The organism is Kitasatospora sp. NPDC050543, assembly GCF_044457565.1.
Taxonomy (GTDB): domain Bacteria; phylum Actinomycetota; class Actinomycetes; order Streptomycetales; family Streptomycetaceae; genus Kitasatospora.
In genome coordinates, this window is sequence record NZ_JBITGZ010000001.1 from 196262 (window position 1) to 222096 (window position 25835).

Annotated in this window: 23 protein-coding genes; 5 read left to right on the top strand and 18 right to left on the bottom strand. The window is 73.6% G+C overall.

Features of this window, described 5'->3' with window-relative positions:
• Nucleotides 1–99: 99 nt before the first annotated feature.
• The 4 genes from ACIBH3_RS00810 to ACIBH3_RS00825 all read right to left on the bottom strand — a co-directional run bounded on the left by ACIBH3_RS00810 (nucleotide 100) and on the right by ACIBH3_RS00825 (nucleotide 3418).
• A complete protein-coding gene (locus ACIBH3_RS00810) occupies nucleotides 100–1182 on the bottom strand; it encodes a PDZ domain-containing protein (RefSeq protein WP_396309665.1) in 1083 nt (360 codons plus the stop codon).
• A 42-nt stretch (nucleotides 1183–1224) separates the two neighbouring features.
• Nucleotides 1225–1419, bottom strand: coding sequence for a hypothetical protein (locus ACIBH3_RS00815; protein WP_396309666.1), 195 nt, complete (start codon nucleotides 1417–1419; stop codon nucleotides 1225–1227).
• A gap of 200 nt (nucleotides 1420–1619) precedes the next feature.
• The gene (locus tag ACIBH3_RS00820; protein ID WP_396309667.1) at nucleotides 1620–2060 is read right to left on the bottom strand and encodes a molybdenum cofactor biosynthesis protein MoaE; all 441 of its coding nucleotides are present in this window, start codon (nucleotides 2058–2060) and stop codon (nucleotides 1620–1622) included.
• Between the two features lie 209 nt (nucleotides 2061–2269).
• Nucleotides 2270–3418 carry an NAD-dependent epimerase/dehydratase family protein gene (locus ACIBH3_RS00825; protein ID WP_396309668.1) on the bottom strand — a complete coding sequence of 383 codons (1149 nt, stop codon included), beginning with the start codon at nucleotides 3416–3418 and terminating at the stop codon, nucleotides 2270–2272.
• Between the two features lie 213 nt (nucleotides 3419–3631).
• Here ACIBH3_RS00825 and ACIBH3_RS00830 point away from each other — a divergent pair, with 213 nt between their 5' ends.
• Together ACIBH3_RS00830 and ACIBH3_RS00835 are read left to right on the top strand one after the other, a co-directional pair.
• Complete coding sequence (locus ACIBH3_RS00830; RefSeq protein ID WP_396309938.1) at nucleotides 3632–5167, top strand: zinc-dependent metalloprotease; 1536 nt, start codon at nucleotides 3632–3634, stop codon at nucleotides 5165–5167.
• Nucleotides 5164–5751 (top strand): NUDIX hydrolase, encoded by a 588-nt coding sequence (locus ACIBH3_RS00835; RefSeq protein ID WP_396309669.1) that lies wholly within the window; start codon nucleotides 5164–5166, stop codon nucleotides 5749–5751. The genes ACIBH3_RS00830 and ACIBH3_RS00835 overlap by 4 nt, the downstream gene beginning before the upstream one ends.
• A gap of 137 nt (nucleotides 5752–5888) precedes the next feature.
• Here ACIBH3_RS00835 and ACIBH3_RS00840 read toward each other — a convergent pair whose 3' ends face one another.
• The 4 genes from ACIBH3_RS00840 to ACIBH3_RS00855 all read right to left on the bottom strand — a co-directional run bounded on the left by ACIBH3_RS00840 (nucleotide 5889) and on the right by ACIBH3_RS00855 (nucleotide 9535).
• Complete coding sequence (locus ACIBH3_RS00840; RefSeq protein WP_396309670.1) at nucleotides 5889–6569, bottom strand: AIM24 family protein; 681 nt, start codon at nucleotides 6567–6569, stop codon at nucleotides 5889–5891.
• A 21-nt stretch (nucleotides 6570–6590) separates the two neighbouring features.
• Nucleotides 6591–7283, bottom strand: coding sequence for an AIM24 family protein (locus ACIBH3_RS00845; RefSeq protein WP_396309671.1), 693 nt, complete (start codon nucleotides 7281–7283; stop codon nucleotides 6591–6593).
• A 41-nt stretch (nucleotides 7284–7324) separates the two neighbouring features.
• Nucleotides 7325–8695 carry a TerD family protein gene (locus tag ACIBH3_RS00850; protein WP_396309672.1) on the bottom strand — a complete coding sequence of 457 codons (1371 nt, stop codon included), beginning with the start codon at nucleotides 8693–8695 and terminating at the stop codon, nucleotides 7325–7327.
• Between the two features lie 159 nt (nucleotides 8696–8854).
• Nucleotides 8855–9535 carry a M48 family metallopeptidase gene (locus ACIBH3_RS00855; protein WP_396309673.1) on the bottom strand — a complete coding sequence of 227 codons (681 nt, stop codon included), beginning with the start codon at nucleotides 9533–9535 and terminating at the stop codon, nucleotides 8855–8857.
• A 390-nt stretch (nucleotides 9536–9925) separates the two neighbouring features.
• On the opposite strand from ACIBH3_RS00855, the gene ACIBH3_RS00860 reads away from it, so the two are divergent.
• Nucleotides 9926–11032 carry a ThiF family adenylyltransferase gene (locus tag ACIBH3_RS00860; protein WP_396309674.1) on the top strand — a complete coding sequence of 369 codons (1107 nt, stop codon included), beginning with the start codon at nucleotides 9926–9928 and terminating at the stop codon, nucleotides 11030–11032.
• A 318-nt stretch (nucleotides 11033–11350) separates the two neighbouring features.
• Nucleotides 11351–12772 (top strand): ABC1 kinase family protein, encoded by a 1422-nt coding sequence (locus ACIBH3_RS00865; RefSeq protein WP_396309675.1) that lies wholly within the window; start codon nucleotides 11351–11353, stop codon nucleotides 12770–12772.
• Between the two features lie 89 nt (nucleotides 12773–12861).
• Here the strand turns inward: ACIBH3_RS00865 and ACIBH3_RS00870 are convergent, their stop codons facing one another.
• The 4 genes from ACIBH3_RS00870 to ACIBH3_RS00885 all read right to left on the bottom strand — a co-directional run bounded on the left by ACIBH3_RS00870 (nucleotide 12862) and on the right by ACIBH3_RS00885 (nucleotide 16793).
• Nucleotides 12862–13107: a hypothetical protein gene (locus tag ACIBH3_RS00870; RefSeq protein WP_396309939.1), complete on the bottom strand. Its 246-nt coding sequence runs from the start codon at nucleotides 13105–13107 to the stop codon at nucleotides 12862–12864.
• A 149-nt stretch (nucleotides 13108–13256) separates the two neighbouring features.
• Complete coding sequence (locus tag ACIBH3_RS00875) at nucleotides 13257–13625, bottom strand: WhiB family transcriptional regulator (RefSeq protein ID WP_396309676.1); 369 nt, start codon at nucleotides 13623–13625, stop codon at nucleotides 13257–13259.
• Nucleotides 13626–13793: 168 nt separating this feature from the next.
• Nucleotides 13794–14300, bottom strand: coding sequence for a hypothetical protein (locus tag ACIBH3_RS00880; RefSeq protein WP_396309677.1), 507 nt, complete (start codon nucleotides 14298–14300; stop codon nucleotides 13794–13796).
• 252 nt (nucleotides 14301–14552) lie between these two features.
• Complete coding sequence (locus ACIBH3_RS00885) at nucleotides 14553–16793, bottom strand: ATP-dependent DNA helicase UvrD2 (RefSeq protein ID WP_396309678.1); 2241 nt, start codon at nucleotides 16791–16793, stop codon at nucleotides 14553–14555.
• Between the two features lie 260 nt (nucleotides 16794–17053).
• Here ACIBH3_RS00885 and ACIBH3_RS00890 point away from each other — a divergent pair, with 260 nt between their 5' ends.
• The gene (locus tag ACIBH3_RS00890; RefSeq protein ID WP_396309679.1) at nucleotides 17054–17311 is read left to right on the top strand and encodes a mycoredoxin; all 258 of its coding nucleotides are present in this window, start codon (nucleotides 17054–17056) and stop codon (nucleotides 17309–17311) included.
• Nucleotides 17312–17435: 124 nt separating this feature from the next.
• Here ACIBH3_RS00890 and ACIBH3_RS00895 read toward each other — a convergent pair whose 3' ends face one another.
• The 6 genes from ACIBH3_RS00895 to ACIBH3_RS00920 all read right to left on the bottom strand — a co-directional run bounded on the left by ACIBH3_RS00895 (nucleotide 17436) and on the right by ACIBH3_RS00920 (nucleotide 25741).
• Nucleotides 17436–18278 (bottom strand): GntR family transcriptional regulator, encoded by an 843-nt coding sequence (locus tag ACIBH3_RS00895; protein WP_396309680.1) that lies wholly within the window; start codon nucleotides 18276–18278, stop codon nucleotides 17436–17438.
• A gap of 300 nt (nucleotides 18279–18578) precedes the next feature.
• Nucleotides 18579–19511 (bottom strand): NAD(+) diphosphatase, encoded by a 933-nt coding sequence (gene nudC, locus ACIBH3_RS00900; protein ID WP_396309681.1) that lies wholly within the window; start codon nucleotides 19509–19511, stop codon nucleotides 18579–18581.
• 45 nt (nucleotides 19512–19556) lie between these two features.
• Entirely contained in the window at nucleotides 19557–20969 is a 1413-nt protein-coding gene (locus ACIBH3_RS00905) for a dipeptidase (RefSeq protein ID WP_396309682.1), read from the bottom strand.
• A gap of 133 nt (nucleotides 20970–21102) precedes the next feature.
• On the bottom strand, nucleotides 21103–24183 hold the full coding sequence (locus ACIBH3_RS00910; protein WP_396309683.1) for an FtsX-like permease family protein: 3081 nt from the start codon (nucleotides 24181–24183) through the stop codon (nucleotides 21103–21105).
• Entirely contained in the window at nucleotides 24180–24953 is a 774-nt protein-coding gene (locus tag ACIBH3_RS00915; protein ID WP_396309684.1) for an ABC transporter ATP-binding protein, read from the bottom strand. Before ACIBH3_RS00915 ends, ACIBH3_RS00910 begins: the two co-directional genes overlap by 4 nt.
• Before the next feature lie 131 nt (nucleotides 24954–25084).
• Entirely contained in the window at nucleotides 25085–25741 is a 657-nt protein-coding gene (locus tag ACIBH3_RS00920; RefSeq protein ID WP_396309685.1) for a PadR family transcriptional regulator, read from the bottom strand.
• Nucleotides 25742–25835: the final 94 nt, after the last annotated feature.

Genomic DNA, 25835 nt, shown 5'->3' on the forward strand with positions numbered 1-25835 from the left:
TCGGGCCGCCCCGGGCCCGGCGCGTGCCGGGCCCGGGTCCGCTCGGGCTCGGGTTGAGCGGGCTCGGGCTCGCGTCGGTCGGGCTCGGGTTGAGCGGGATCAGCCCCGAGCGCAGGACGGCAGCGCCGAGGTCTGCCCGGAGCGGACCTGCTCCAGCGACTTCAGCGCGCCGTCCAGGGTGTCCGCCTTGATCAGGGTCAGGCCGCTGGGGGTGTCCTTGACAGCCTCGGCGCAGTTGTCGGCCGGGGTGAAGAAGTACTCGGCGCCCGCGTCCCGGGCCGCGATCAGCTTCATCGCTATCCCGCCGATCGGGCCGACCTTGCCCTCGTCGGTGATGGTGCCGGTGCCGGCGATGAACTTGCCGCCGGTGAGGTCCTCGGGCGTCAGCTTCTCGATGATGCCGAGCGAGAACATCAGGCCCGCACTGGGGCCGCCGACGTCCTGAAGGCCGATGTCGACCTGGAACGGGAAGGTGTGGCGGGTGTCGGGGCCGATGCCCACGATCGCCCGGTCGGAGTCGGCCGCCTTGACGGTGGTGACGGTGACCTGGCTCTCCTTGGCCGGGTCGGCCGTGCCCGAGTCCTTGGCCCGCGGCACCACGGTGAAGACCACCGGCTCGCCGGGCTTGTGCGAGCTGACCTGCTTGGCGACCTGCTCGACCGCCGTGATCCGGTTGCCGTCCACCGCGACGATCTGGTCGCCCGCGTGCAGCTTGCCCTCGGAGGGGCTGCCGGCCACCACCGTGGAGACGATCACCTCGCTGCCGACAGGGATGCCCAGCTGGCTGAGCGCCGCCGTCCGCGCGCTGTCCTCGGAGGAGGCGAACTCCTCGGCGTTCTCGTTCCGGGCCTGCTCGTCGGTCTGGCCGGCCGGGTAGACGTTGTCGTGCGGCACCACCAGCACGTCGCCACGCAGCCAGCCGACCACCGCGGAGACCAGGCTGGGCTCGTACTTCGCCCCGGTGACCTGGACGGTCGTCATGTTGAGGTGGCCGGTCGCCGGGTACGACTCATGGCCGGTGATGGTGATCACCGGCTTCCCGGTCTTCTCCTGCGCGCCGAGCGTGTCGTACGTCGGCCCTGGGCTCATCTCCGTGTACGGCACCTTCATCAGCACGGAGGCGCAGAGCAGCCCTATGAGCAGCAGGGTGGCGGCGAGCATCGTCGCAGAGCGGCGTGGCATGGCACGACAGTACGGGACGGCACCCGTCGCGCGCCCCCCGGGTCACCGACCCGGGCGCTCGCCGGGTGCGGCACCGGAGCCGGCCGTGGTGCGTTCCATCGCCGCCATGAAGCGCTGGTGCTCGGCCAGTGAGGCCGGGTCACCGGTCGCCTTGGGCGGGCGGGCGGCCCAGCCTGCCCAGACGGTGGCGAGCAGGGCGGCGACAACCGGAATGATCAACCAGGCGAGCGCAGCCATATCCGTACTCCCAGCTCGTCGTGTCTATGAGCAGATTAACCACTCGGTCGGACAACGGGCATGGCGCCATCCGGGTTACGGCCCCCCGATCGGCTCACCGGTGCGGAGTACGCCTCCCACCGGCCTGCCGCCGAACGGGTGAGCGGGGGTGCGACACCCCCTCGGCCCTCGGCCCTCGGCCCTGGGCCCTGGGCCATCGGTCAGCAGGAGCCGGCGCCGACCCACTCCTCGTCACCGTTGGAGAAGACCTGGTGCTTCCAGATCGGCACCTCGTGCTTGAGGTCGTCGATCAGCCGGCGGGCGGCCGCGAAGGCCTCGCCTCGGTGTGCACAGGACACCGCGACGATCACCGCCTTGTCGGTGATCTCCAGCCGGCCTATCCGGTGCACCGCCGCCAGCGCGCGGACGGGGAAGTCCGCCACGACCTTCTCGGCGATCCGGCGCATCTCCTGCTCGGCCGTCGGGTGGCAGCTGTACTCCAGCGCCGCGACCGACTTGCCGCCGTCGTGGTCACGGACCGTCCCGACGAAGACGGTCGTGCCGCCTGCCGCGTCGTCCCCGACCGCCTCGTACACCTCGTCGAGGGAGAGCGGGGTGTCGCGGATGGCGAGGAGACGGATGGGGTCGTGGTTCTCGGACATGCCTCCATGATTCCTCATCATGGGTGGGCTTCGACAAGAGCCTTCCGCATCACGATTGTGAAATTTCGCATCGTGAGAAGTCGGCGGCAGGGATGCCGGCGACCGGGCCGGTCGTACACCGCCGAGGGCGGGCGCCAGGCCACCGCGCCTGCACCTTGCTACTGCGGGCGCGGCTCAGAAGCGGCCACGCTCAGCTCTGCGGGCGCGGCTCAGAAGCGGCGGCGCTTGCGGGCCCTGCGGACCAGGGCGGCGGTACCGACCAGGGCGACCGTCGCACCCGCGGCGCCGAGGCTGGTGGCGGCCTCCTTGCCACCCAGGCGGCGGCCGGCCACCGCATGCTTGCCGGAGACCTGCGCCAGCAGCTCGGCGAGCACCTGCTCGTTGGAGAACAACGGACGCCAGCCCGCCTCGTGCAGCCGGCTGCCGGAGACCACCCACGGGTACATCGTGTAGGCCAGGTCGCCCGCCGGGGCCGGGGTCAGGCCCAGCCGGTGCAGCCGGGCCGCGGTGCCCAGCGCCAGCGCGGCCGGCAGCTCCATCCGCCGGATGCCCGAGAGCGCCTCGACATCCTCCTGCTCCAGCCAGCCGTCGCAGCCGACCGTCACCTCGCCCTCGACCAGTCCGAGCGCCGCGTACTCCAGAGCGGTGGCCAGGTCGTCGACGTGGCAGAACTGCCAGCAGGGCCGGGAGCCAGCCACCACCAGCAGGCGCGGCGCCTCGAAGTGCCTGGTCAGCACGGTGTCGATGCCCGGGCCCACCACCACGGCCGGGCGCAGCACGGTGACCTGGAGGCCCGGGTGGGCGCGCGGCGCCCGCCGGGCGAGCCGCTCGATCTCCAGCAGGTCGCCGACCAGTGAGGCCTCCTCGGTGGCCCGCAGCTCGGAGTCCTCGGCGAGCGGCACCTCGTTGTCCGGCAGGGCGCCGTAGACCATCGCCGAGGTGCAGAGCACCACCCGGTGCACCCCGGCGGCCGCGGCGGCGGTCAGCACCGTCTGCGCGCCCCGCACGTTGTACGCGCTGCGGGCCCGCGGGTCGGACTCCATGCCGAGGTCCATCGCGAGGTGGACGACCACGTCGACCCCGGCGAGGCGCTCGGCGACCGCCGGGTCGCGCACGTCCAGGACGCGCCACTGCACGCCGGGCACGTCGCCGCGCCGGTCGTCGATCGCCAGCACCTTCCTGACCCCGGGGGAGGCCACCAGGCGGGCCGCGACCCGCTCACCGAGCACGCCGGCGGCCCCGGTGACGGCCACGGTCAGCGGCCTGCCGCCGTAGGCTGGAGGCGGCGACGCCGTGGTGTCCGGGGCGTCCTCACCTCCGGTCAGCCCAGAGCGAACGTCCGAAGGCGGGGAACTCACCGGCCATCCTCCACGGTTAGCTTATGTGCGTACGTACGAGTGTCACGTACGGTCCATCCTGCCCGAGGCGAAGGCCCGGCGGTGCACCCGGCGCGGTCCAGACCGCGTGGGAGCCGCCCACCGGCCGCGAGTCCCCCGCTCCGTCCACCGTCCCGGGCCTGCAGACTTTCCCGCCACACCACCCGCGTGACGGCCGACCAGATCGAGGAACCCGTGAGCGACCTTCCCTTCGGATTCGGCGTTCCGCCAGAGGAGCCCGAGGACGGCAAGGCCAAGCGCGACAAGGCCGACCGCGACAAGGCCGGCGAGCAGGGCGGCCAGGGCGAGCCCGGCGGCACCCCCCAGCAGCCCTTCGGCTTCGGTGGCAACCCGCTGGGGGCGCTCTTCGGCATGGGCGCGCCGGGCGGCGCGCCGGGGGCCGACAATCCGTTCGGCGCGATGCTGGGCGGCCTGAACCCCAGCGACCTCGGTGCGGCGTTCCAGCAGCTCGGGCAGATGCTCTCGTTCGAAGGCGGCCCGGTGAACTGGGAGCTCGCCAAGGACATCGCCCGCCAGACGGTCGTCGCCGAGCCCGCCGACGGCAAGAGCAAGGACCGCTCGGTGAGCGCCGCCGAGCGCTCGGCGGTGGCCGAGGCCGTCCGGCTGGCCGACCTCTGGCTGGACTCCGCCACCGAGTTCCCCTCCGGCGCCGGCACCGCCGTGGCCTGGAGCCGGGCCGAGTGGATCGAGGCGACCCTGCCGGTCTGGAAGGACCTGGTGGACCCGGTCGCCGAGCGGGTCGGCAACGCGATGGGCGGTGTGCTGCCCGAGGAGATGCAGGCCATGGCCGGCCCGCTGATGGGTGTCATGCGCTCGATGGGCGGCGCGATGTTCGGCACCCAGATCGGCCAGGCGCTGGGCGCGCTGGCCGCCGAGGTGGTCGGCTCGACCGACGTCGGTCTGCCGCTCGCCCCGGCCGGCAAGGCCGCGCTGCTGCCGCAGAACGTCGCCGAGTTCGGTGAGGGCCTGAGCGTGCCGGCCGACGAGGTCCGGCTCTACCTCGCCCTGCGCGAGGCCGCCCACCAGCGGCTCTTCGCCCATGTGCCGTGGTTGCGGGCCCACCTGTTCGGCGCCGTCGAGGCCTACGCCCGCGGTATCAAGGTCGACACCACGCGCATGGAGGAGCTGGTCGGCCAGCTCGACCCGACCAATCCGGAGGCCATGCAGGAGGCGCTGGCCGGGGGCCTGCTCCAGCCCGAGGACACCCCCGAGCAGAAGGCCGCGCTGGCCCGCCTGGAGACGGCGCTCGCGCTGGTCGAGGGCTGGGTGGACGCGGTCGTGCACGCCGCCGCCGAGCCGCACCTGCCGCAGGCCGGCGCCCTGCGCGAGACGGTCCGCCGCCGGCGCGCCGCCGGCGGCCCCGCCGAGCAGACCTTCGCCACGCTGGTCGGCCTCGAACTGCGCCCGCGCCGGCTGCGGGACGCCTCGCGACTGTGGGCCTCGCTGGCCGACGCGCGCGGCGTGGACGGCCGCGACGCGCTCTGGCAGCACCCCGACATGCTGCCGACCGCCGCCGACCTGGACGACCCGGACGGCTTCGTCCACCGCGAGAGCGCCGACGCCGCCGAGGGCGGCATCGACTTCGCCGCGCTGGACAAGCTGCTCGGCGAGGCCGCCGCGGGCGAGAGCCCCAAGGGCAAGCCGCAGGGCGGGTCGGAGCAGGGCGGGTCGGAGCAGGGCCAGGGCGGAGAGGACGACCCCAAGGCATGACGGTCACCGAGACGAGCGCGACGGCGCTGCACACCGATGCCGTCCGCGCGCTGAAGGGCTGGCACGCCCCCGACGCGGAGCAGGAGCAGCTGCGGCGCGACTACCTGGAGCACCTCGCCGGGCACCCGGACGGCCTGTTCCGGGCCTGCCTGCCGGCGCACATCACCGCCAGCGCCGTGGTCGTCGACCCGGCCGCCGGTCGGGTGCTGCTGACCCTGCACCCCAAGGTCGGCATCTGGCTGCAGATGGGTGGCCACTGCGAGCCGGGCGACCCGGCCCTGGCCGCTGCGGCGCTGCGGGAGGCGACCGAGGAGTCCGGCATCCCGGACCTCACGCTGTTCGCGCCGGACGGCTCGCCCGCGCCGGTACTGCTCGACCGGCACCTGGTGCGCTGCACCGGCAAGGACCGCCCGGAGAACACCCACCTGGACGTCCAGTACGTCGCGGTGGCCCCGCCCGGTGCCGAGGCGCTGATCAGCGAGGAGTCGCTGGACCTGCGCTGGTTCGACTTCGACCGGCTGCCCGAGCTGACCGACCACTCGGTGCGCGCACTGGTCACGCGGGCCCGCGAACTGACGGCCTGAGCCGGCCGACGCGGTGAGGGGGCCCGGCCGGGCCCCCTCATGCGGTCCGGCCCGGGCCGGACCGCTCCGGGCGGGTCCGGTTCGGACCGCCACCCGCGCTGCCCCGCCGTCGGCCGTTCGGCGCCGGCGGCCGGTCGTCAGCGGACCGGAACGCGCCGCGGCGTGAGCAGCTCGCTCGGCTGCACCAGGACCATGCCGCTGCCGGTGAACGCCATCTCCCAGCCCTCGGTGGCGGTGCCCCGCCGCCGCCAGGCCTCGGTGTTGCTGCTCTGCGCCTGGAGCTGGACCTCCAGCCCGGAGGACCAGCCGACCACCGCGTCGGCGTCCGCGTACACGTACCGGCCGGGCTCCACCCGCATCACCAGCGGCTGGCCGGAGGTCATCAGCACCAGCCGCCCACTGCCGGAGAGCTCCAGGCTGTGGGTGCCCATGCCGGAGATCCGTTCGCCGCCCTCGATGTTCACCACCTGCCAGCTGACGGTGGAGTCCAGCGCCAGCACGTAGCTGCTGGTCACCGTGAGCCGCTCGCGCTGGAGGTCCAGGATGTGCAGGTGCTGGGCGAGGTTGGCCAGGTAGACCGTGCCGTGCCCGGTGCAGCGCATCAGGTCCAGGGCCGTCGGGGAGTTGCCGCCACGGCCGCGGCGGCCCGGCGGTGTCCACCCGGTGAACTGGACCCGGCCGGTGTGCGCGACCATCGCGCCGCTGCGGGCCAGCACGTCCGGCCCGCCGTCCAGGACGACCCGCAGCATCTGCGGGTTCTGCAGGGCGTAGCGGTCGTCGCCGGTCAGGGCGGTGTGGTCGAGAAGGGGGCTCTGCACGGTGCTCTCCTCAGCCGCGGATCAGCCGCGGATCTTGAGTCGGTCGGAGGTGTCCTCGCTGGGCTGGACGACGACGAAGCCCGAGCCCCTGAAGCCCAGCTGGAGTGCCTCGCCGCTGCCACGGCCGATCAGCGCGCCGACCTTGACGGTACGGCGGGTCCTGATCTCCAGTCCGGTGGTCCAGGCGACCAGCGCGTCCGGGTCGACGTAGGTCTCGGCCTCGGCGCAGTCCAGCACCACGGGCACTCCCCGGGAGGTGACGGAGACCCAGCCGGAGCCGGCCACCGTGACGTTGAACAGCCCGGTACCGGCCAGCATCGCCGGGCCCTTCACCTTCTCGACCGTGCAGCTCAGCGCGGCGTCCAGGGCCAGCAGGTGCGAGCCGTTGACGGACAGCGACTCGTCGTCGAGCTGGAGGTTGAGAACGTCCGCGCCGAAGTCGGCGAGGTAGAGGGTGCCGTCACCGGACCAGCGCAGCAGCGGGCTGCGCTCGCCGGAGGCCCACTCGCCGAGGGCACGCCGGAAGGTCTGGGACACCGCCTCGTACTGGAGGTAGCCGTCGTACGCGACCATCGCCCCCGGCTTGGCCAGCACGTCCTGGCCCGAGGTGACCGCGACCTTGCACATCGCGGCGCCGTGGTTGCTCATCCTGGCCGTCGCCGGCGCCTCCGCGTATCCCTCAAGGTACGTACCCGAGAGCGTCTGCCTCTGCATGAATACCCCGCCTACCCACCCCGGCCGCGCCGGGGAATCTCTCAGACCTCGAACGGCTGGACGACGATGAAGTTCCCCGGGCCGCCGCGGAACTGCAGGCTGTACGACTCCGCCGCATGCCCCGCGTACGCCGAGCGCCTGATCCGCACCGGCGCGGTGGTGATCACCTGCGCGCCGCGCGACCACGCCACCAGGGCGTTCACGTCGGCGTAGGTCTCCGGGGCCGGTGTCACCGGCAGCACGACGGGGATGCCGTTGGTCTTGACGACCACGGTGCCGTGTCCGGCGAACTGCAGGGTGAAGAAGCCGCCGTGCGGCAGCCCCTCGCCCTCGATCCGGCGGACCTCGTGCTCCAGGCCCGCGTCGAAGGCCAGCACCCGGTCGGCGCTGACGCAGATCGAGTCGCCCTCCAGCCGGACCACGTGCAGGTGGCTGGCCTCGTCGGCGAGGAAGACCTGCCCCTCGCCGGAGACCCGCATCAGCTTCAGCTGCTGACCCGTCAGATTGCCGGTGAGCTTGCGGAGCATGCCCGAGCTCTCGTGGGCGAAGTCCGCGGCGCCCTGGTAGGCGACCATGCTGCCCTGCAACGCCAGGACGTCCTGGCCCTTGGTGAGGGTGAACCGGACGAGATGGTCGTTCTGCTTCAGCCAGCCCGTCTGTTCGGGGAGCTCGGCGTACTTGACCAGCGAGAGCTTCACACCGGGGGCCTGCGGCTGGGCCGGGATCGGGAGCGTGGGTGCCTGCGGCACTGCGGCGGGCGCCGTTGCGGGCGTCGGCAGAGGTGTGAAGGCGGGCAGGGTGGCCTGCGCGGGAATCGGCGCGGGAATCGGCCCGGGGACGGGCGCGGCGACGGGCGCGGGTGTCGGCGGCACGGGTTCGTCCTCCAGGACCTCGCCGCCGAAGTTCTCCAGCAGCGCCTGCAACCCGCCGTCGAAGCCCTGACCGACCGCCGAGAACCGCCACTCGCCGCTGCGGCGGTAGAGGTCCGCCAGCATCACCGCGCGTTCGGTGCTGAACTCGGCGCCCGTGAAGGAGTACCGGCCGACCTCCTGGCCACCCGCCACGATCCGTACGTACCCGGAGGCCACCTGCGACATCCGGCCGTCGCCGTCGATAGTCGCGGTCAGGCTGAGCTTGTGGATGGACTCGGGCACCTGCGGCAGCACGACGCGCAAGGCCTCATGGTCTCCGGACTGCGCGCCGAGGAGCTCCACCGACTTCTCGGGTGTGGCGGGCTGGTTGAAGAAGACGAAGTACCGGTCGTCGCTGAGCCGCTCCTCGGCGTCCAGCCCGAAGCAGCTGATGTCGAAGGTGAGCCCCGGTGCGGTCAACTGCACGCCCAGGTAGAGCTCGGTACCCGAGGTGAGGTCACCGATGCGGACGCGGGACGCCTTGGCGAGTTCCCTGGTCATGGCGCTGAGATCGCCCTCCCCTGTGTACCGGCCTGGTCCCCGCGACCCTATCCCAGCGGTGCCGCTCCGCAGCAGGGTTGCAACCGCCCCGACCGCCCCGGCCCGCCTGCTCCGGCCACACGGCCGGCCGGCTGGGCGGCTGGGCGGCCGGACGTGCTCCTAGGCGCAGGGATCCCCGGCGGCCGGACGGCTGGGATCCTGCCCCTCGGACTGGCGGTCCCCGCGGGCGCCGGGGATGTGCGGCAGTCGGGCCGCCGACACCACGCCCTCCAGGTAGCCGCGGGCCCGCTCGGTGCGCGGGTAGGACTCCAGCAGCGCCCAGAAGCCCGGCCCGTGATCGGGCACCAGCAGGTGGGCGAGCTCGTGCAGCAGCACGTAGTCGACGACGTACTCGGGCATCCCCTGCAACCGGTGGGAGAGCCGGATCGTCCGCTCGCTCGGGGTGCAGGAGCCCCAGCGGGAGTTCTGGTTGGTCACCCAGCGGACCTGGTCCGGCCGGGCCCGGCCGCCGAGGTAGCTGGTGGACAGCTCACGCGCCCGGGCGGCGAGCGCGTCGTCACCGAGCACCCGGCGGCTCTCCTGGGCGGCCAGCTTCTCCAGCATCTGGGCCACCCAGCGCTGCTCCTCGGCCGACGACATCCGGGCCGGGATCAGCACCACGGTGCGGTCGCCCTCGCGGTACGCGGAGACGGTACGGCTGCGCCGGGCGCTGCGGCGGACCTCGACCCTGGAGCGGTCCACCGTCTGCTCCTTGCCCGGGCCGCCGGGCGGCTGGCCCCCGGCGAGGGGCTGGACGTGGGGCTGGGCGCCGTGGGGCTGCTGGGTGTTCTGGGGCGTCATCGGCTGGACGGAATTCGGACGGCCACGCGTGCTCGGCGCCGCGACTCCCGACCCGGACGCTGCACGGGCACGCCGACGCGACGCCGAGGGATGGGAGTCCCGTTCGGCCGCCATGGCACACGACGTTACCTGTTCCCCATGACAGAAGTCCGCTGCCGTGGCCGAAATCTTTCGTGGAGTGATCGCTAACGAAAGGCCGACGACCAGTGACGGGAGGGGGTGGCCGAGTCAGCCGGCAGGTTATCCACAGGGTGTGCGAAGGGATCTTCCGATCATCGGTGCGAGCCTGTGGACAACCGTGCGCGGCGGCCCCTGCGGATCGGGCATTCTGCGGGGGCGGCGATGGACCTCGCCGTACCTGCGACGGCCCCACCGGGAGGGAATCCCCAGATGCGACCCGTGCTCAAGCCCGTGCTCAAGCCCGCCCTCGCCCGCACCTGGCGGGACACCGAGACCCTGCAGTTCGGCGCCGTCCACCGGCACGCGCGCGTCGTCGAGCGGGCCGACACCGCCGTCTGCTCCTTCCTCTCCCTGCTCGACGGCACCCGTGAGCGGCCCGCGCTGCTGGCGGCCGGCGAGCGCCTCGGCCTCGGCCGGGATCCCACCGGCGACCTGCTGGACGACCTGGAGAAGGGCGGCCTGCTCGACGACGCCGCGGCCACCTGGGAGGCCCTGGAGTGCTATCCGCAACCACGCCGCGAGCTCCTGGGCCCGGATCTGGCCTCGCTGTCCCTGGTACGCCCCGAGCCCGGCGCCGGCCCCGCCGCGCTGCGGGGCCGGGCCGCGGCCCGGGTCGAGGTGCGCGGCGCGGGGCGGGTGGGCAGCGCCGTGGCGGCCGCGCTGGCGGCCGGCGGGGTCGGCATCGTCACGGTCGTGGACACCGGCCGGGTCACCCCGGGCGACTGCTCACCAGCCGGCCTGGCGCCGACCGAGGTCGGGCGGCTGCGGGCGACCGCCGCCCGCGAGAGCGTCCAGCGCGCGGCGGGCTTCGCCCCGGGCGGCTCACGCACGGCGGCCGCCGGCCGTTCGGCTCCACCCCCCACGCTCGTGGTGCTGGCACCCCGCAGTGGCAGCGGGGCCTTCGCCGGCGGCGCGTACGGGGCCCGGCCACTGATGCGGGCCGGGGTGCCGCACCTGTACACGGGGGTGGTCGAACACCTCGGGGTGGTCGGCCCGCTGGTGCTGCCCGGTACCTCGGCCTGCGGTGGCTGCCTGGCCTTCGCCCGCACCGAGGAGGATCCTGCCTGGCCCCGGCTGCTCCCCCAGCTGGCCGAGGACGGCCCGGGCCCGGCCCGCACCCCGGCCTGCGACGGCGCACTGGCGACGGCTGTCGCGGGGCTGGCGGCCCTGCACGTCCTGCTCCACCTGGACGGCACCGGGCCGCCCAGCGTCGACGGCTGGTGCGAGCTCTCCGCCGCCGACGGCATGGCCCGGCGGCTGCGGCTGCGGCCACACCCCGACTGCGGCTGCCAGTGGCAACCCGGGGCACCGGCCTGACCCCCGCGGACCCGGCCGAGCACCGGGCTCGGGGCACCGGGCTCCGGGCGCGGGGCTCCGGGCGCGGGGCTCGGGGCACGTACGGCCGGTGGTAGGGCCGGTGCGCGAGACAGGACGGGCAGCCGCTCGGGCGCCTGACCGGGCGGGGCCGGTGGCCCGGAGCACCCGCCCGGCCCGGCGCTGGTCGGGGCGCGATCAGGACAATCGTCAATTCGACCGAGGTGCCACCGGGAGCGGGCACAATGGCGTAGTGACCAACGTCCCTCAGGCCCGCGCGGCTCGCGCCGGCCACCGTGGGCGTCTGACTGGGAGGCCCGGGTGAGCGATCTTCCGCGCAAGGCAGTGACCCGTACGGCAAGGCTCGCTGCCCTGCCGCTGGGGATAGCCGGTCGGGCCACACTCGGTCTCGGCAAGCGGATCGGCGGCCGCTCCGCCGAGGTGGTGACGGCCGAACTCCAGCAGGCCACCGCGGACCAGCTCTTCAAGGTCCTCGGCGAGCTCAAGGGCGGGGCGATGAAGTTCGGGCAGGTGCTGTCCGTCTTCGAGGCCGCGCTGCCGGAGGAGGTCGCCGGGCCGTACCGGGCCGCGCTGACGAAGCTTCAGGACGCCGCGCCCCCGATGCCCGCCGCCAAGGTGCACAGCGCACTCGCCGAGCGGCTCGGCGAGGACTGGCGCAGCCGCTTCAAGAGCTTCGACGACAAGCCGGCCGCCGCCGCCTCGATCGGGCAGGTACACCGGGCCGTCTGGCACGACGGCCGGGAGGTCGCCGTCAAGGTGCAGTACCCGGGCGCCGGGGAGGCTCTGCTGGCGGACCTCACCCAGCTGAGCCGGGTCGCCTGGCTGCTCGGCCCGCTGATCCCCGGGTTGGACATCAAGCCGCTGATCACGGAGCTGCGCGAGCGGGTCTCCGAGGAGCTGGACTACGAACTGGAGGCGAAGGCGCAGCAGCGGCACGCCGAGGAGTTCGCCGGCGATCCGGACATCCAGGTGCCGGGCGTGGTGGCCCAGGCCGACCAGGTGCTGGTCACCGAGTGGATGGGCGGCACCCCGCTGGCCGAGGTGATCGCGGGCGGCACCCAGGAGGAGCGGGACCGCGCCGGGCACCTGCTCGCCCGCTTCCTGTTCGCCGGTCCGTCCCGGACGGGGCTGCTGCACGCTGACCCGCACCCGGGGAACTTCCGGCTGCTCAAGGACGACGGCCCCGCCGAGGGCTGGCGGCTCGGGGTGCTCGACTTCGGCACGGTCGACCGGCTGCCGGGCGGTCTGCCCTCCCCGATCGGGGACTCGCTGCGGATGGCTCTGGCCGGCGACGCGGCCGGGGTGCTGGAGATGCTGCGTGAGGAGGGCTTCGTCAAGCCCTCGATCGCGCTCGACCCGGACGCGGTGCTCGACTACCTGCTGCCGATCATCGAGCCGGCTGCGGTGGAGACCTTCCACTTCACCCGCAGCTGGATGCGCTCCCAGGCCGCGCGGATCGCCGACCCGCGCTCTCCCGCCTACAACCTCGGCAAGCAGCTCAACCTGCCGCCGGCGTACCTGCTGATCCACCGGGTGACGCTCAGCACCATCGGGGTGCTCTGCCAGTTGGGCGCCAACGCGCCGTTCCGGGCGGAGATGCTGGAGTGGCTGCCGGGGTTCACCACCGAGGGCGCGGCCGGCCGGGTGCTCGACGGCGAGCCGCTCGTCAAAGCCGCCGTCGGGAAGCCCGCCACCGGCAGACGGCCCGTCAGGAAGAGCTGACGGACCTACCGGAACACGACCGATGGCCGCTCCCCGCAAAGGGGGGGCGGCCATCGGTACGACGGGGGTGAAGCGTGCGCCGGCGCCTGTTACATCAGTGCGACGGCAAGGGCCTTGCGGGCCCGCAGCGAGGCGCGCTCGGCCCGCAGCTTGAGCCTGCGGGCGCGCACCACCCGGGTGACCACGCGTTCGTGCTCCGCCTCCTGGAGGCGGTCTTGCATATGGGCACGGGCCAGGGCTTCGTGGAGAAGTTGCATCTCAAGGGTCCTGTTCTGGATCTGAAGTTCAGCGGTCTGCTCGGCGCGGACGGTCGGATCGATGGCGGCGGCGGTCATTTCGTGGTCCTGCTCGTGGTGCGTGGCGGGGAAGGGGATGCTGCGGGCAACGTCCGCCTTGGCGGCGGCGAGGCGTACGGAGTCGCGCAGGGCACTGTCCAGCGGGGGCTGCTCTCCCCGGCGGACGGCCTCGGCTGCGAGCGCGGGGGTCACGCTGCGACCTCGGTCTTGCGCGGGCGGCCACGCGGCCGCTTGCGGGCCACCACGACGCCCTGGACGAAGAGCTCGCCACCCCAGACGCCCCACGGCTCACGCCGCTCCAGCGCACCGGCCAGGCAGGCCTCCTTGACCGGGCAGGTCCCGCAGAGGGACTTCGCGTACTCGACGTCCGCCGGGGTCTCGGCGAAGAAGACCTCCGGGTCGAAGGCGCGGCACGGGATGGGCAGGCCCAGGGCCTCGGCGTCGTCGATCGCGGTGAGCTGCATAAGGGTTACCTCCGGGGGGTCGGCCTGGTCGGCCTTGGTGGTCTGGTCTGTCGTCGGTACGGACGGGAGGGGCGGTGTGATGACCGTGGACACTGTGGGCGTCTTCCTCGTCTTCTCAGTGGGTCCGGCTCAGCTGACTGGTGGGGCTGGGCCGGAGGCCCCGGGGGGCCTGGGTGGTCTTGCGTACCGGACAAAACAGAAGGGCCGCGGATCCCGGTGTGACGGGTTCCGCGGCCCTGGAGGCGCCGACCTGAGGCTGGCTCAGGTTCGTTCTCTCCAGGGTTCAGGCCCGCGGAAGGCCCGCATCCGGATGGCCGAGGCTCCGATGAAGGCGGCCTTGACCTGGTTGATCTGCTGCTCGTTCTGCTTCTGGGCGTTTCCGGCACCGATGACCCGCGCATAGTCGCCATGCTTGGCGGCCGCTACTGCTGCCTTCGATGCCTGGGTCGGTCGCTCGTCACGCATATCGCGGGACTCGCCCACCGGTGCCCAGTCGCCGGACAGACCGGTCTCGACGAAGCTGCCGGTGACGCCCGTCGTGCTACCGCCAGTGTTCCCAAGGGCACTGACAACGGCGGCGACGGAGACACCGGTGGCGTCGAGAACCAGACCGGCTTCGGCGAGCACGACCTCACGGCGCACAAGCGCAGCGGGGATCGAGGTGCCGAGGGTGCCAACCGGCGCGAGAACGCCCACGGGGGCGGCGCACAGGGAGGCAGCGTTGACGGTCTGGCCAGTCAGTTTGGTGATCATCGTCGTGGTTTCCACTGTCTTCGCCTCCTCTCGGCGTCTCGCGGTGCCCAGTCCCCCGGGCTCCGGCTGTTCGGATGTCTGTCTCGGTGAAGCAATCTGCGATGAGGCAGATGTGAAGCTGTTGGTGCGCAGGGGAAAGCCGTGGCAGGAGTGACCCCGTCCGGCTCGCGGTCTCGTCCCCTTGACCGCTCCGGCAGGCTATTGCGCGTCACGTACGGCGCGCAAACTATTTTCCCGGCGAGTTTCGAAGTGTCCGTCGTCGGCCGCTCAGGCCGGCTCGTCCGATCCGGTGTCCGGCTCGGCCTCCGAGTCGTCCACGGGCTCTTCCCCCGCACACAACGAGAGCACGGCGGCCCCGTACTTGTCCAGCTTCATGGCGCCCACGCCCGAGATGACGGCCAGTTCACGCTCACTGGCCGGCACGTCCTCGGCGATCGCCATCAGCGTGGCGTCGGTGAAGACGACGTAGGCCGGCGCGCCCTGCTTCTTGGCCTGCTTGGCGCGCCACTCGCGCAACCGCTCGTACAGCGCCTCGTCCATCGAGGAGGGGCAGCTCTCGCAGCGGCGCAGCTTGCGCTCGACCGCCTCGGTCAGGGTGCGGTCGCAGACCCGGCACTTGACCGGGCCGCGCGCCCTGCGGGCCGCCGAGCGCTCCCCGCCGTGCTCGACGCCGCCGCGCCCGCCCCTGGCGCCGGAGCGGGCGCCCGGGGCTCCGGAGCCCGGGCGCAGCCCGTCCAGGAACCGGGTGGGCTTGCGGCTGGCCCGGCCGCCGGGCGAGCGGGAGAGCGCCCAGGAGAGCGAGAGGTAGCGGCGGGCGCGGGTGACGCCGACGTAGAGCAGCCGGCGCTCCTCCTCCACCTGCTCGTCGGTCTTGGCGTAGATGATCGGCATGGTGCCCTCGGTGAGGCCGACCAGGAAGACGGCGTCCCACTCCAGGCCCTTGGCGGCGTGCAGCGAGGCGAGCGTGACGCCCTCGACGGCGGGGGCGTGCTGGGCGGCCGCGCGGGCGTCCAGCTCGGCGACGTAGGCGCTCAGGTCGGCGCTCTCGCCGGCCCGCCGCCTGGCCGCCTCGAACTCCTCGGCCAGCCGCACCAGCGCGGCCAGCGACTCCCAGCGCTCGCGCACCGCGCCCGAGCCGCCGGGCGGGGTCGCGGTGAAGCCGCGGGTCGCCAGGACGGCGCGGACCTGCGAAGCGAGGTCGGGGGCGTCGGCGGTGAGCGGGTCGGAGCCGGCCCGGGCGGCGCCCTTGAGCAGCACCCCGGCCTCGCGGACCTCCGGCCGCTCGAAGAACCGCTCGGCGCCCTTGAGCTGGTAGGAGATCCCGAGGTCGGCGAGTGCCTGCTCGTAGACCTCGGACTGGCCGTTGGTGCGGAACAGCACCGCGATCTCGCTGGCCCGGTAGCCGCCGTCCCGGGCGGAGAGCAGCTCCTTGATCCGGTGCGCGGTGCTCTCCGCCTCGGTCGGCTCGTCGGCGTACTCGACGTAGACCGGCTCTGGGCCGGCCTCGCGCTGCGAGATCAGTTCGAGCCGGTGCTGGGCGGCCTGGCCGCGCGCCTGGGCGAGCAGCCCGTTGGCGAGGTGGACGACCTGTGGCGTGGAGCGGTAGTCGCGCACCAGCTTGACCACCGTCGCCTCGGGGTGGCGGGTGCGGAAGTTCAGCAGGTAGTCGGGGGTGGCGCCGGTGAAGGAGTAGATGGTCTGGCTGGCGTCGCCGACCACGCACAGGCTGGCACCGGGGCCCGTCCACTGGTCCAGCAGGCGCTGCTGGAGCGGGGAGACGTCCTGGTACTCGTCGACCGTGAAGTGCCGGTACTGGGCGCGGACCCGGTCGGCGATCTCGGGGCGGTCCTCCAGGATGGCGGCGGTCAGCAGCAGGACGTCCTCGAAGTCGATGACGCCGCGGTCCCGCTTGGTCTGCTCGTACGTGGCGTAGACCCGGGCGATCTCGGCCGGGTCGCGCGGGGCCTCGCGGCCGGCCTTGACGACCGCGGCCGCGTAGTCGTCGGGCACGATCTGGGTGACCTTGGCCCACTCGATCTCACCGGTGAGGTCGCGCAGCTCGGTGCGCTGGACCCGCAGGCCGCAGCGCCCGGCCGCCTCGGCGACCAGCTGGACCTTGCGCTCCAGCAGCCTGGGCACCTCGCCGCCGACCGCCCGCGGCCAGAAGTACTGGAGCTGGCGCAGCGCGGCGGAGTGGAAGGTGCGCGCCTGCACGCCCTCGGCGCCGAGTTCGCGCAGCCGCCCGCGCATCTCGCCGGCGGCCCGGGCGGTGAAGGTGACGGCGAGCACCTGCTGCGGCTGGTAGACGCCGCTGCGCACGCCGTAGGCGATCCGGTGGGTGATGGCCCGGGTCTTGCCCGTACCGGCGCCGGCCAGCACGCAGACGGGCCCGTGCAGGGCGGTGGCCACGGCCCGCTGCTCCGGGTCGAGCCCGGCCAGCACGGCGTCTGCGCCGGTCACGGCCGGGTGGTCGTCGTACGGGCTGCCGCTCAAGAGGTCTTCCTGCATGCAGTCCATCCTCTCGCAGCGTCGGGTCCGTCCGGACATCTCCGCCCGGACAGCTTCGCCGGGCACGGTTCGGTCCGGACATCCTGGCAGGGGTCTCTGACAGCCGGGGGTGAGTTGTCCACAGCTCCGGTGTGATCGGAGGATGATCCCTCCACGGGCAGGCGTGCGCGTTCGCCCGCGCCGGCGTGCGCGGAATGACCGGTGCTCACCGTGCGTTCTGCCCTGTGACCGTACGCCCCCTTCCGAAGGAGTCCCGAGCGATGTCCGGCAGCGTCACGATGTACAGCACGACCTGGTGTGGGTACTGCACCCGGCTGAAGGGCCAGCTGCAGCGCGAGGGAATCGGCTACAGCGAGATCAACATCGAGGAGGACCCGAAGTCGGCGTCCTTCGTCGAGTCCGTGAACAACGGCAACCAGGTCGTCCCGACCGTGCTGGTGACGCCCGCCGGCGGCGGTGAGCAGGTGGTCCTGACCAACCCGAGCCTGCGCCAGGTGCAGGCCGCGCTCGCGGGCTGACCCCGGCGCGGACGCCCGGCGGCCCGCGCACGGCCCGCCGACCCCTGCCCCCGCCGCCCGGCCGGCGCCGGGGGCAGGGCGTTCCGGGGGGCGCAGGGCGGCCCAGTGGGAGCGGCGGGGCGGCTCAGCAGGAGTCGGCCACCGCTCCGGTGTCGGCGGGCGAGGCCGGCGCGGGGAGCACCGTGCGGGCACCGAGGTCGCCGACCCCGTAGACCAGCCGGCAGCGATCCCCCGAGTAGCGCGTCTCGATCACCCGGACCGGCCCGCGCCGGTCGTAGGTGACCCGGGTCTGCACGACCAGCGGGACACCGGGGCCGCCCTGGAACCACTGCGCCTCCTCCGGCCCTGGCATCCGGGCCACCAGGTGGTCCACCGCACCGATCTCGGTGCGCCCGAGCCCGGCGAGCACCGCCTCGTCGCCGCCCTCGACCTGGTCCGGCTCCATCAGCGGGGTGCCCGCGGCCAGGCCGGCCCGGTAGTGGCTCTCCTCGATCGAGTACGGCTCGCGGTCCAGCATCCGCAGCTGCCGCCGGACCACGATCGCCTCGCCCGGCCGCAGCCCCAGCCGCTCCGCGATGTCCACCCGGGCGCGGACGATCAGCATCTCGAAGTCGACCGTCAGCTCACGGCCCGCCGCCAGCGCCTCATGGGCGTAGATCCCGCTGGGGACGGCCAGGCAGTCCTGGCGCCCGGGCAGCGGGCTGGGGCCGTAGGCGCGGTGGTCCAGGACGGGGTGCTCGCGCAGGTAGGTGCCCTTGCCCTGGAGCCGGACCAGCCGGCCCTCGTTCACCAGCACGTCCACCGCCAGCCGGACGGTGTTGCGGGCCACCCCGTACTGCTGCTCCAGCACCCCCTCCACCGGCAGCGGGGCCTCGGCGGTGAACTCGCCGGCGGCGATCCGGCGGCGCAGATCGGCCGCGAGTCGCTGGTACTTGGGTGATTGGGCACTGCCCCGGGGGATTGTCACCCCAGTGAATGTAGCGATTCAGTCAGCATCATTTCAGTCAAACCCGCCGGTATTGGCCGGTCCGGAGATTCCGGGATTGATTCCCATCAGATCGATCGTGACCGAATTCCTACCATTCGGCCGCCCTGCCTCGGACCGACCCCGAGCCTCCGACCAGCGCGGCAATCCGGCGACGGCAACCCGGGCGGCCAGCTCCTCCGGATACCGAGGATCGCCGGGGCAATTGCCGAGCATTCCGGTGGTGGAATGAACTGAGGGGCGCGCAGCCCATGCCGCGCGCCCCTCCAACCGCGAAATCGGCTACCAGCGGGCCGCCGAGGGCAGCGGCTCGCCGTACCAGAGTTCGACCAGGTGCCGGGCGATCGAGATTCCCGACGGCGGAAGGATCTCGCCCGCCGCCATTCCCGCCCTGAGCTCCTCGCGGGAGAACCAGCGCGCCTCGGCCAGCTCCTCGCCGTCCACCGTGATCGCGGTGCCCGTTGGGTCCGCCCGGCCGATGAAGCCGAGCATCAGGCTGGACGGGAACGGCCACGGCTGGCTCGCCACGTAGGAGACCTCGGCGACCTTGACGCCCGCCTCCTCCAGCACCTCGCGGGCCACCGCCTGCTCGATCGACTCACCGGGTTCGACGAACCCCGCCAGCGTCGACCAGCGGCCCTCCGGCCAGAGTGCCTGTCGGCCGAGCAGGCAGCGGTCCTCCTGGTCGGTGATCATCATGATCACCGCCGGGTCGGTGCGCGGGTAGTGCTCGGCGGCGCAGGAGGTGCAGCGCCGTACGTGCCCGGCCCCGGCCTTCTCGGTGGGGTGCCCGCAGCGGGAGCAGAAGCTGTGCAGCCGGTGCCAGTGCTCCAGCGCCACGGCGTGCACCAGCAGGCCCGCGTCCCGGTCCGAGAGCAGCGCGCCCACCTCTCGCAGACCGGCCGGGCGGGCGTCGCCGTCCAGCCGGCCCGGCAGGCTCTCGCCGGCCAGCGCGAAGTAGGAGACGCCGTCGTCGTCGGTGCCCAGGAAGTAGCGGTCCCCGGTCTGCGGCGCCTCGAAGGAGGGCATCAGCACCAGCTCGGTGCCCTCGTCGGTGTCCACCACGAAGGCCTCGCCGCCGGCGATCGGCAGCACCTTGGTCGTCGGGTGGCTCCAGGCCGCCGCGAGCCAGGGCTCGTCGAACCGGTGCTGCGCCGCCCGGTCCACCCCCGCGCGGGCCAGCGCGAGGTGCTTCGGACGTTCGGTCTCAGGCACGGTGCTCACTCTGTTCCATCCCCACGTGATGAATCGTCAGGTCCGTCAGACGTTCTCGGCGCCCGGCCGCCAGTTCTCCGCCAGGTCGCCCCAGAGGTACGCGGCCGTCTCCACACCCTTGCGCAGCAGGTCCAGCTCGACCTTCTCGTTGACCGAGTGCCACCCGTCCGAGGGCACCGAGATGCCGAGGAAGAGCACCGGCGCACCGAGAACGTCCTGCAGGTCGGCGGCCGGCCCGGAGCCGCCTTCCCGGGTGAAGAGGATCTTCTGCTCGAACGCCCGGGCCATCGCCCGCACGGTGGACTGCAGCGCCGGGTGGTCCAGCGGCGTCAGGCAGGGCCTGGTCGCACCGGGAAAGACCAGCTCGTACCGGATGCCCTCGGGCACCCGGGCCGCGACCCACGCGCGGACGGCCTCGCGGACCTTCTCCACCTCCTGACCGGCCACCAGCCGGAAGGACAGCTTGAGGTGCGCCGAGGACGGCACGATGGTCTTGCCGCCCGGGCCGGTGTACCCGCCCCAGATGCCGTTGACCTCGGCGGTCGGCCGCGCCCAGACCCGCTCCAGGGTGCTGTAGCCGGCCTCGCCCAGGGTGCCGTACGACTTGGCGACCCGCAGCCACTGCGCCTCGTCGAAGGGCAGCTCCGCGAAGAGCTCGCGCTCACGGTCGGTCAGCTCGACGATGCCGTCGTAGAAGCCCGGGATGTCCACCCGGCGGTCCGCGTCGTGCAGGCCGGCGGCCAGCTCGGCGGCGACCGCGGCCGGGTTGGGCACCGCGCCGCCGAAGGAGCCGGAGTGGATGTCGGTGTCCGGGCCGAACAGGTCGATCTGGGCGTCCGCCAGGCCGCGCATGCCGGTGCAGACGGTCGGGGTGTCCTCGGCCCACATACCGGTGTCCGAGATGATCACCACGTCGGCGGCCAGCCGGTCGGCCTCGCGGCGGACCAGGTCCGCGAAGTGCGGCGAGCCGGACTCCTCCTCACCCTCGATCAACAGCTTGAGGTTGACGGCCGGCGCCGTGCGCCCGGTCGCGGCCAGGTGCGCCCGCAGGCCCAGGGTGTGGAAGAACACCTGGCCCTTGTCGTCCGCCGCGCCGCGGGCGAACAGCTGCTTGCCGGCCACGGTCGGCTCGAACGGGTCGCTCGCCCAGCCGTCCGACTCGGCGGCGGGCTGCACGTCGTGGTGCCCGTAGACCAGCACGGTCGGCGCGTCGGCCTCCCCGGACGGCCACTCGGCGAACACCGCGGGCAGGCCGTCGGTCTCCCAGACCTCGGCCACCGGGAAGCCCGTCTCGCGCAGCTTCGCGGTCAGCCACTCGGCCGACCTGCGGACCTCACCGGCCAGGCCGGGGTCGGCGGAGACGGAGGGGATGCGGAGCCAGTCGCAGAGGTCGGCCAGGAAGGCGGCCTCGTGCTGGTCGATGAAGGATCGGACGACGCTGTCCGGGGTTCTCGTCATACGGACGACTTTAGTTCGCCGGTGCCGGTGCTCGCCCCGGCCGTCCGATCACCGGGCGCCCCGGCGGCTGTAACATGCGTCACCCCCGGCCACGGGGAGTGCGGCCGGGGGTGACGCGGACGGGGAGCCGGGCTCAGCCGGACTGGCGCAGCAGGGCGATCCGGGAGCGGGTGAACAGGGTCGCCAGGGCCACCGCGATCAGCGGCAGGACCAGCAGCGTGAGGCCCATGTTCAGCCAGGGGAAGACCACGACCGTGTGGTCCACGGCCTCCGAGGGATCCATCCCCGGGTACGGCACCGTGTTGCCCTGCACCTTGCGCAGCGCCACCGCCGGCACCACACCGCAGATCGTGCCGAGCACCGCGCCCATCGCGGCGATCACTCCGCACTGGAAGCCGGAGAGCGTCCGGCGGATCCGCGGGGCCGCGCCGACCGCCGCCAGGGTGGTCAGGTCACGCTGCGAGTCGGCGGCCGCCAGGCCGGTGGCGATGCCCGCCGCGCCGAGTGCGACCAGGCCGGCGAAGCCGGTCAGGGCCAGGCTCACCAGGTCGTTCTCCGACTGGTAGCCGCGCTCGACCTCGAAGAACACGCTCTCACTGATCCTGTTGACGGCGGCCGAGGTCTTCTGCTCGGAGGTGCTGCCCGGCGCCTTGGCGGGGAGCCAGACCGAGCCGCTGTCGGACACCGTCAGGCCCAGCCGGACCGCCGTCTCCGGGCTCATGAACGCCTCGGCGGTGGGCGAGGAGGCGGAGGCCAGGACGGCGTCCACGCTCACGTGGTGGACGACCGGCTTCGGCGCGTCCTGCGGCCCGTCCGGGCCGGCCGGCACCGGCCGGGGCGTCGCAGCGGCCGAGGCCGCGGGCGTGGCCCCGGCGGTCGCGGTCGGCGTGGGCGTGGCGCCGGCCTTCGCGCTCGGCGTGGGCGTGGCACCGGGGACGGCGCCGGCCGTCGGCGCCGACGTGGCACCGGGGGTACCGGCCGTCGGCGTGGGCGTGGCACCGCCCTTCGGGGTCGGTGAGGGCGTCGCCCGGCCGGGCGACTCGTCGTCCGGCGTCGGCTCGGTCAGGTCGAACGTGATCTTCCCGTCCTTGAGGTACTTCTCGTCGAAGACCACCGCCTTGCCCGTGGTCAACGCCTGCTCCGCCGCCTGGTCACGGACTCCGAACAGGTTGCGCAGCGCATTGGCGTCACCGGCGGGGACGGACCCGAACCAGCTGGTGCCGTAGCGGGCCGAGCCACCCGCCGGCGCGCAGCGCGGGTCACCCTTGCTCAGCCGCGCCCGATCCTCCCGCGACTTGTCCTCGTTGTCCGGGTCGTCCCTCGGGCAGCGCCGCTCCTTGGGAACGGAGACCGACACGCTCCCGCAGCTCCCCTGCTGGCAGTCGCCCATGAAGTGGACAGTGCTGAGGTCGGCGCGCGGGCCGAGCTCCGGCACGCCGGCCTCCACCGTGGTGCGCAGCTTCGGCAGCAGGTTGCCCTCCGAGGCCGGGCCCCAGCCGGAGGCCAGGGTGACGGCGCCGGCGGGGGCCGTGGCGACGTACTCCTGGCGGTGCTGCTCGTCGCTGCTGGCGCCGTACACGCCGACCGCGACCGAGCCCGCGACCGCGGCCATCACCGCGGCCACCGCCGGAGCGGTGCGGCCCCGGTGGCGGACGGAGTCACGCAGCGCCAGCCGGGGGCCGAGCGGCAGCCGGCGGCCGAGTCGGCCGAAGAGTCCGACCAGGATCGGGGTGAGGACCACCATGCCCAGCTCGGCGATCATCGAGCCGCCGAGTACGGCCACGGTGCGGCTGGCCTGTCCGGTGGTCGCGCCCAGCAGCGCCAGAGCCGCGCCGCCGGCCAGCATCAGCAGCCCGAGCACGGCGAGCTTCTTGTTCGCGGGCTTGACCGAGCCGCGCCCGGTGAGCGCCGAGACGACGTCCTGGCGAGAGGCCTGGACGGCCGGGACGACGGCCGCGAGCAGGCCGGTGACCAGGCCGATGCCCATCACGCCGAACAGGTCCAGCGGCTGGAGGTCGAAGTGCCCGAAGCGCCGGCCGGCGAACTCCTCGGCGGGCGTCTGCAAGGCCGCGACCAGGCCGATCGCCAGCACCAGCCCGACGGCCGCGCCGGTCACACCGAGGACGACACCGCCGCCCAGCACCACCGAGCGCACGTGCGAGCGGTCACCGCCTCCGGCCGCGAGCAGGCCCAGCTGCCGCCGGGAACGCCTGGCCCCGACGGCGAAGGCGGGGCCCGCGAGCAGCACGATCTCCAGCAGCGCCATACCGGCGACGGTCAGCAGGATCACCACGGCGGTCTGGTCGAAGTAGCTGCCCCGGAACTGGTGGCCCTCCCGGTTGTAGAAGGGCACCTCGGAGCGCGGGGGCGGGTCGAGCAGCACGCTGCGCGAGGCCGCGGAGAAGCCGTACTTGTTGAGCTCGGTCACCTTCGGCCAGTCGAGCCCCCCGGCCGGGAGCTTGACCAGCCAGCGGTCCTCCCCGGTCCGCTCGGACCTGCCGAACCGCTGGGCGGAGGGCAGCGCCTGGAGCGCGGGGATCAGCTCACCCGGGCGGCCGATCAGCTCCTTGCCGCCCAGGTCGCTCGGGTACTCCACGGCGGCGGTGATCGTGTAGGGCTTGCCCTCCAGGCCCCGGGGCGTGGTGGTGTCGCCGATCCTCAGGTGCGCGCTGTCCAGGAAGGCCTGGGTGGCGGCGATCTCGCGGGGGGCGCCCGGCACCCGGCCACCCAGCACCGTGACCCTGCCACGCCAGAGGGGGTCGGCCAGGTCGGCCTCGCTGGTCGGGGTCTGGATCAGGCCGTCCGCGCTGGTGGTGGAGATGTACGGGCCCGAGCTGACGGGCACGACGGCGCTGCCCGCCGGCAGCAGCTGCCTGATCAGGACGCCGCTCTCGGTCTCGGAGCTGCGGCGCTGTTCGGCGCTCGGGATCTCGCCCTGCTTCGGTCCGTTCGAGATCGTGCCGTCGTCCGGGTCCGGCGCCTGGAACACCGTCAGACCGCTGCCGAGCAGCCTGACCTCGGCGTCGGCCTGGCCCATGGTGCGTACCACCCGCTCGCCCGGGTCGAGCTGGGCGCTGCGGAAGACGACGTCCGCGCCGGCCACCCCGAGGACGGGCAGCGCGACCATCGCGACGACCAGGGCACTGCGCCCCTTGGCACGCAGGGCGTCCCGACGGGCTATCCGCAGGGCGACCCGCCAGGCGGTGAGCTTCACTGGTCGGTGCCCTTCACGCTGTTGGTCGCGGCCGAGATCAGCAGGCTGGCGGGGTCCTGGCTGGCGCTCTCGTCGACCATCCGGCCGTCCCGCAGGAAGACCACGCGGTCGGCCCAGGCGGCATGCCGGGCCTCGTGGGTGACCATCATCGCGGCGGCGCCGGCGTCGCAGCGGGCCCGCATGACGGCGAGCACCGCCTCACCGGTGGTGGAGTCGAGCGCGCCGGTCGGCTCGTCGGCGAGGACCAGGCGGCGGTCGCCGATCAGCGCGCGGGCGATCGCCACCCGCTGCTGCTGGCCGCCCGACATGTCGTCGGGGAAGCGGTCGGCGAGCTCGGGTATGCCGAGCTCCTCCAGCGCGGTGAGCGCCTCCCGGCGGGCGGCCCGGCCGGAGAGGCCGTCCAGCTCGCGGGGCAGCGATATGTTCTCGGCGGCGGTCAGCGCCGGGATCAGGTTGTAGTCCTGGAAGACGTAGCCCACGGAGCGGCGGCGCACCTGGGCGAGCGCCTTGCGGGAGAGCCCGCCGAGCGGGACGCCCTCCACCAGCACCCGGCCGCCGGTCGGCGTGTCCAGGCCGCCCGCCAGGGTGAGCAGCGTGGACTTGCCGGAGCCGGAGGGCCCCATCACCGCGACGAACTCGCCGGGGTGCACCTTGAGGTCGATGCCGCGCAGGGCGTGGACCTCCGAGGCCCCCTGGCCGTGCACCCGGGTGACCTGTTCGAGGTGCAGCACCGCCCCCGTGGCGCTCTTGGTCGGATCGGTGTTGCTCAACGTTCCCCCTGCTGTTCTTGGCTCGGGTGGTGCGGGCCGCCTGGGGCCGGCTCTGTCGGGCGGGCCCTGCCGGCGGATCTCGGCGGGTCGTGCCGGTGGCGGCGCTCGGTCGGCCGCTCCGGGTGTGCGGGTCAGGCGCGGGTCGAGCGCCGCCCGCCGGGGCGCAGCCGGGGCCGGGTGGGCTGCTCGTCGCCCGCCCGGGCCGCGGCCCGGGCGGCCGCGGCCTGCTGGGTCTCGGCGTGCTGGACGAGCCGGCTCTCGCAGTGGTCCAGCCACCGGATCTCGGCCTCGGTCTGGAAGATCAGCTGCTCCAGGACCAGCAGCCAGGCCAGCTCCGAACTCGCGTCCTCGGCCGGCGAGGTACCCGGTGGGCGCTCGCCGGCCAGGGCGCGGCCCTTGAGCCGGGTGTAGTCCTGGAGCGCCTTGATGCTGTGCCGGCGCTGGGCCTGGACGACCGCGGGGACGTCCACTCCCGGGACGGTCACCGCCATCGCCAGCTTGATCGCCAGCTCGTCCCGGGGCGGGTTGGTCCGGGGCACGGGAGTGTCGAACCAGTTCCGCAGTTCTGCGCGTCCTCTCTCGGTGACGGCGTAGAACTGGTGCCCCTCCTCGTCCTCACCGGCGGGCTCCACCATCCCGTCCCGCTCCAGGCGGCCCAACGTGGTGTAGACCTGGCCGACGTTGAGCGGCCAGGTGGACCCGGTACGGGCCTCGAACTCGGCGCGCAGCTGGTAGCCGTAGCGGGGGCCCTGGTCGAGCAGGGCGAGCAAACCATGGCGGATGGACATACCGAGTATGTATACCCGGTATGTGCCCCGGTCTCAAGCGCCGCCTCCCGGCGCGCCGCCCGCCGTGCACACCGCCCGTCATGCGCACCGAGCC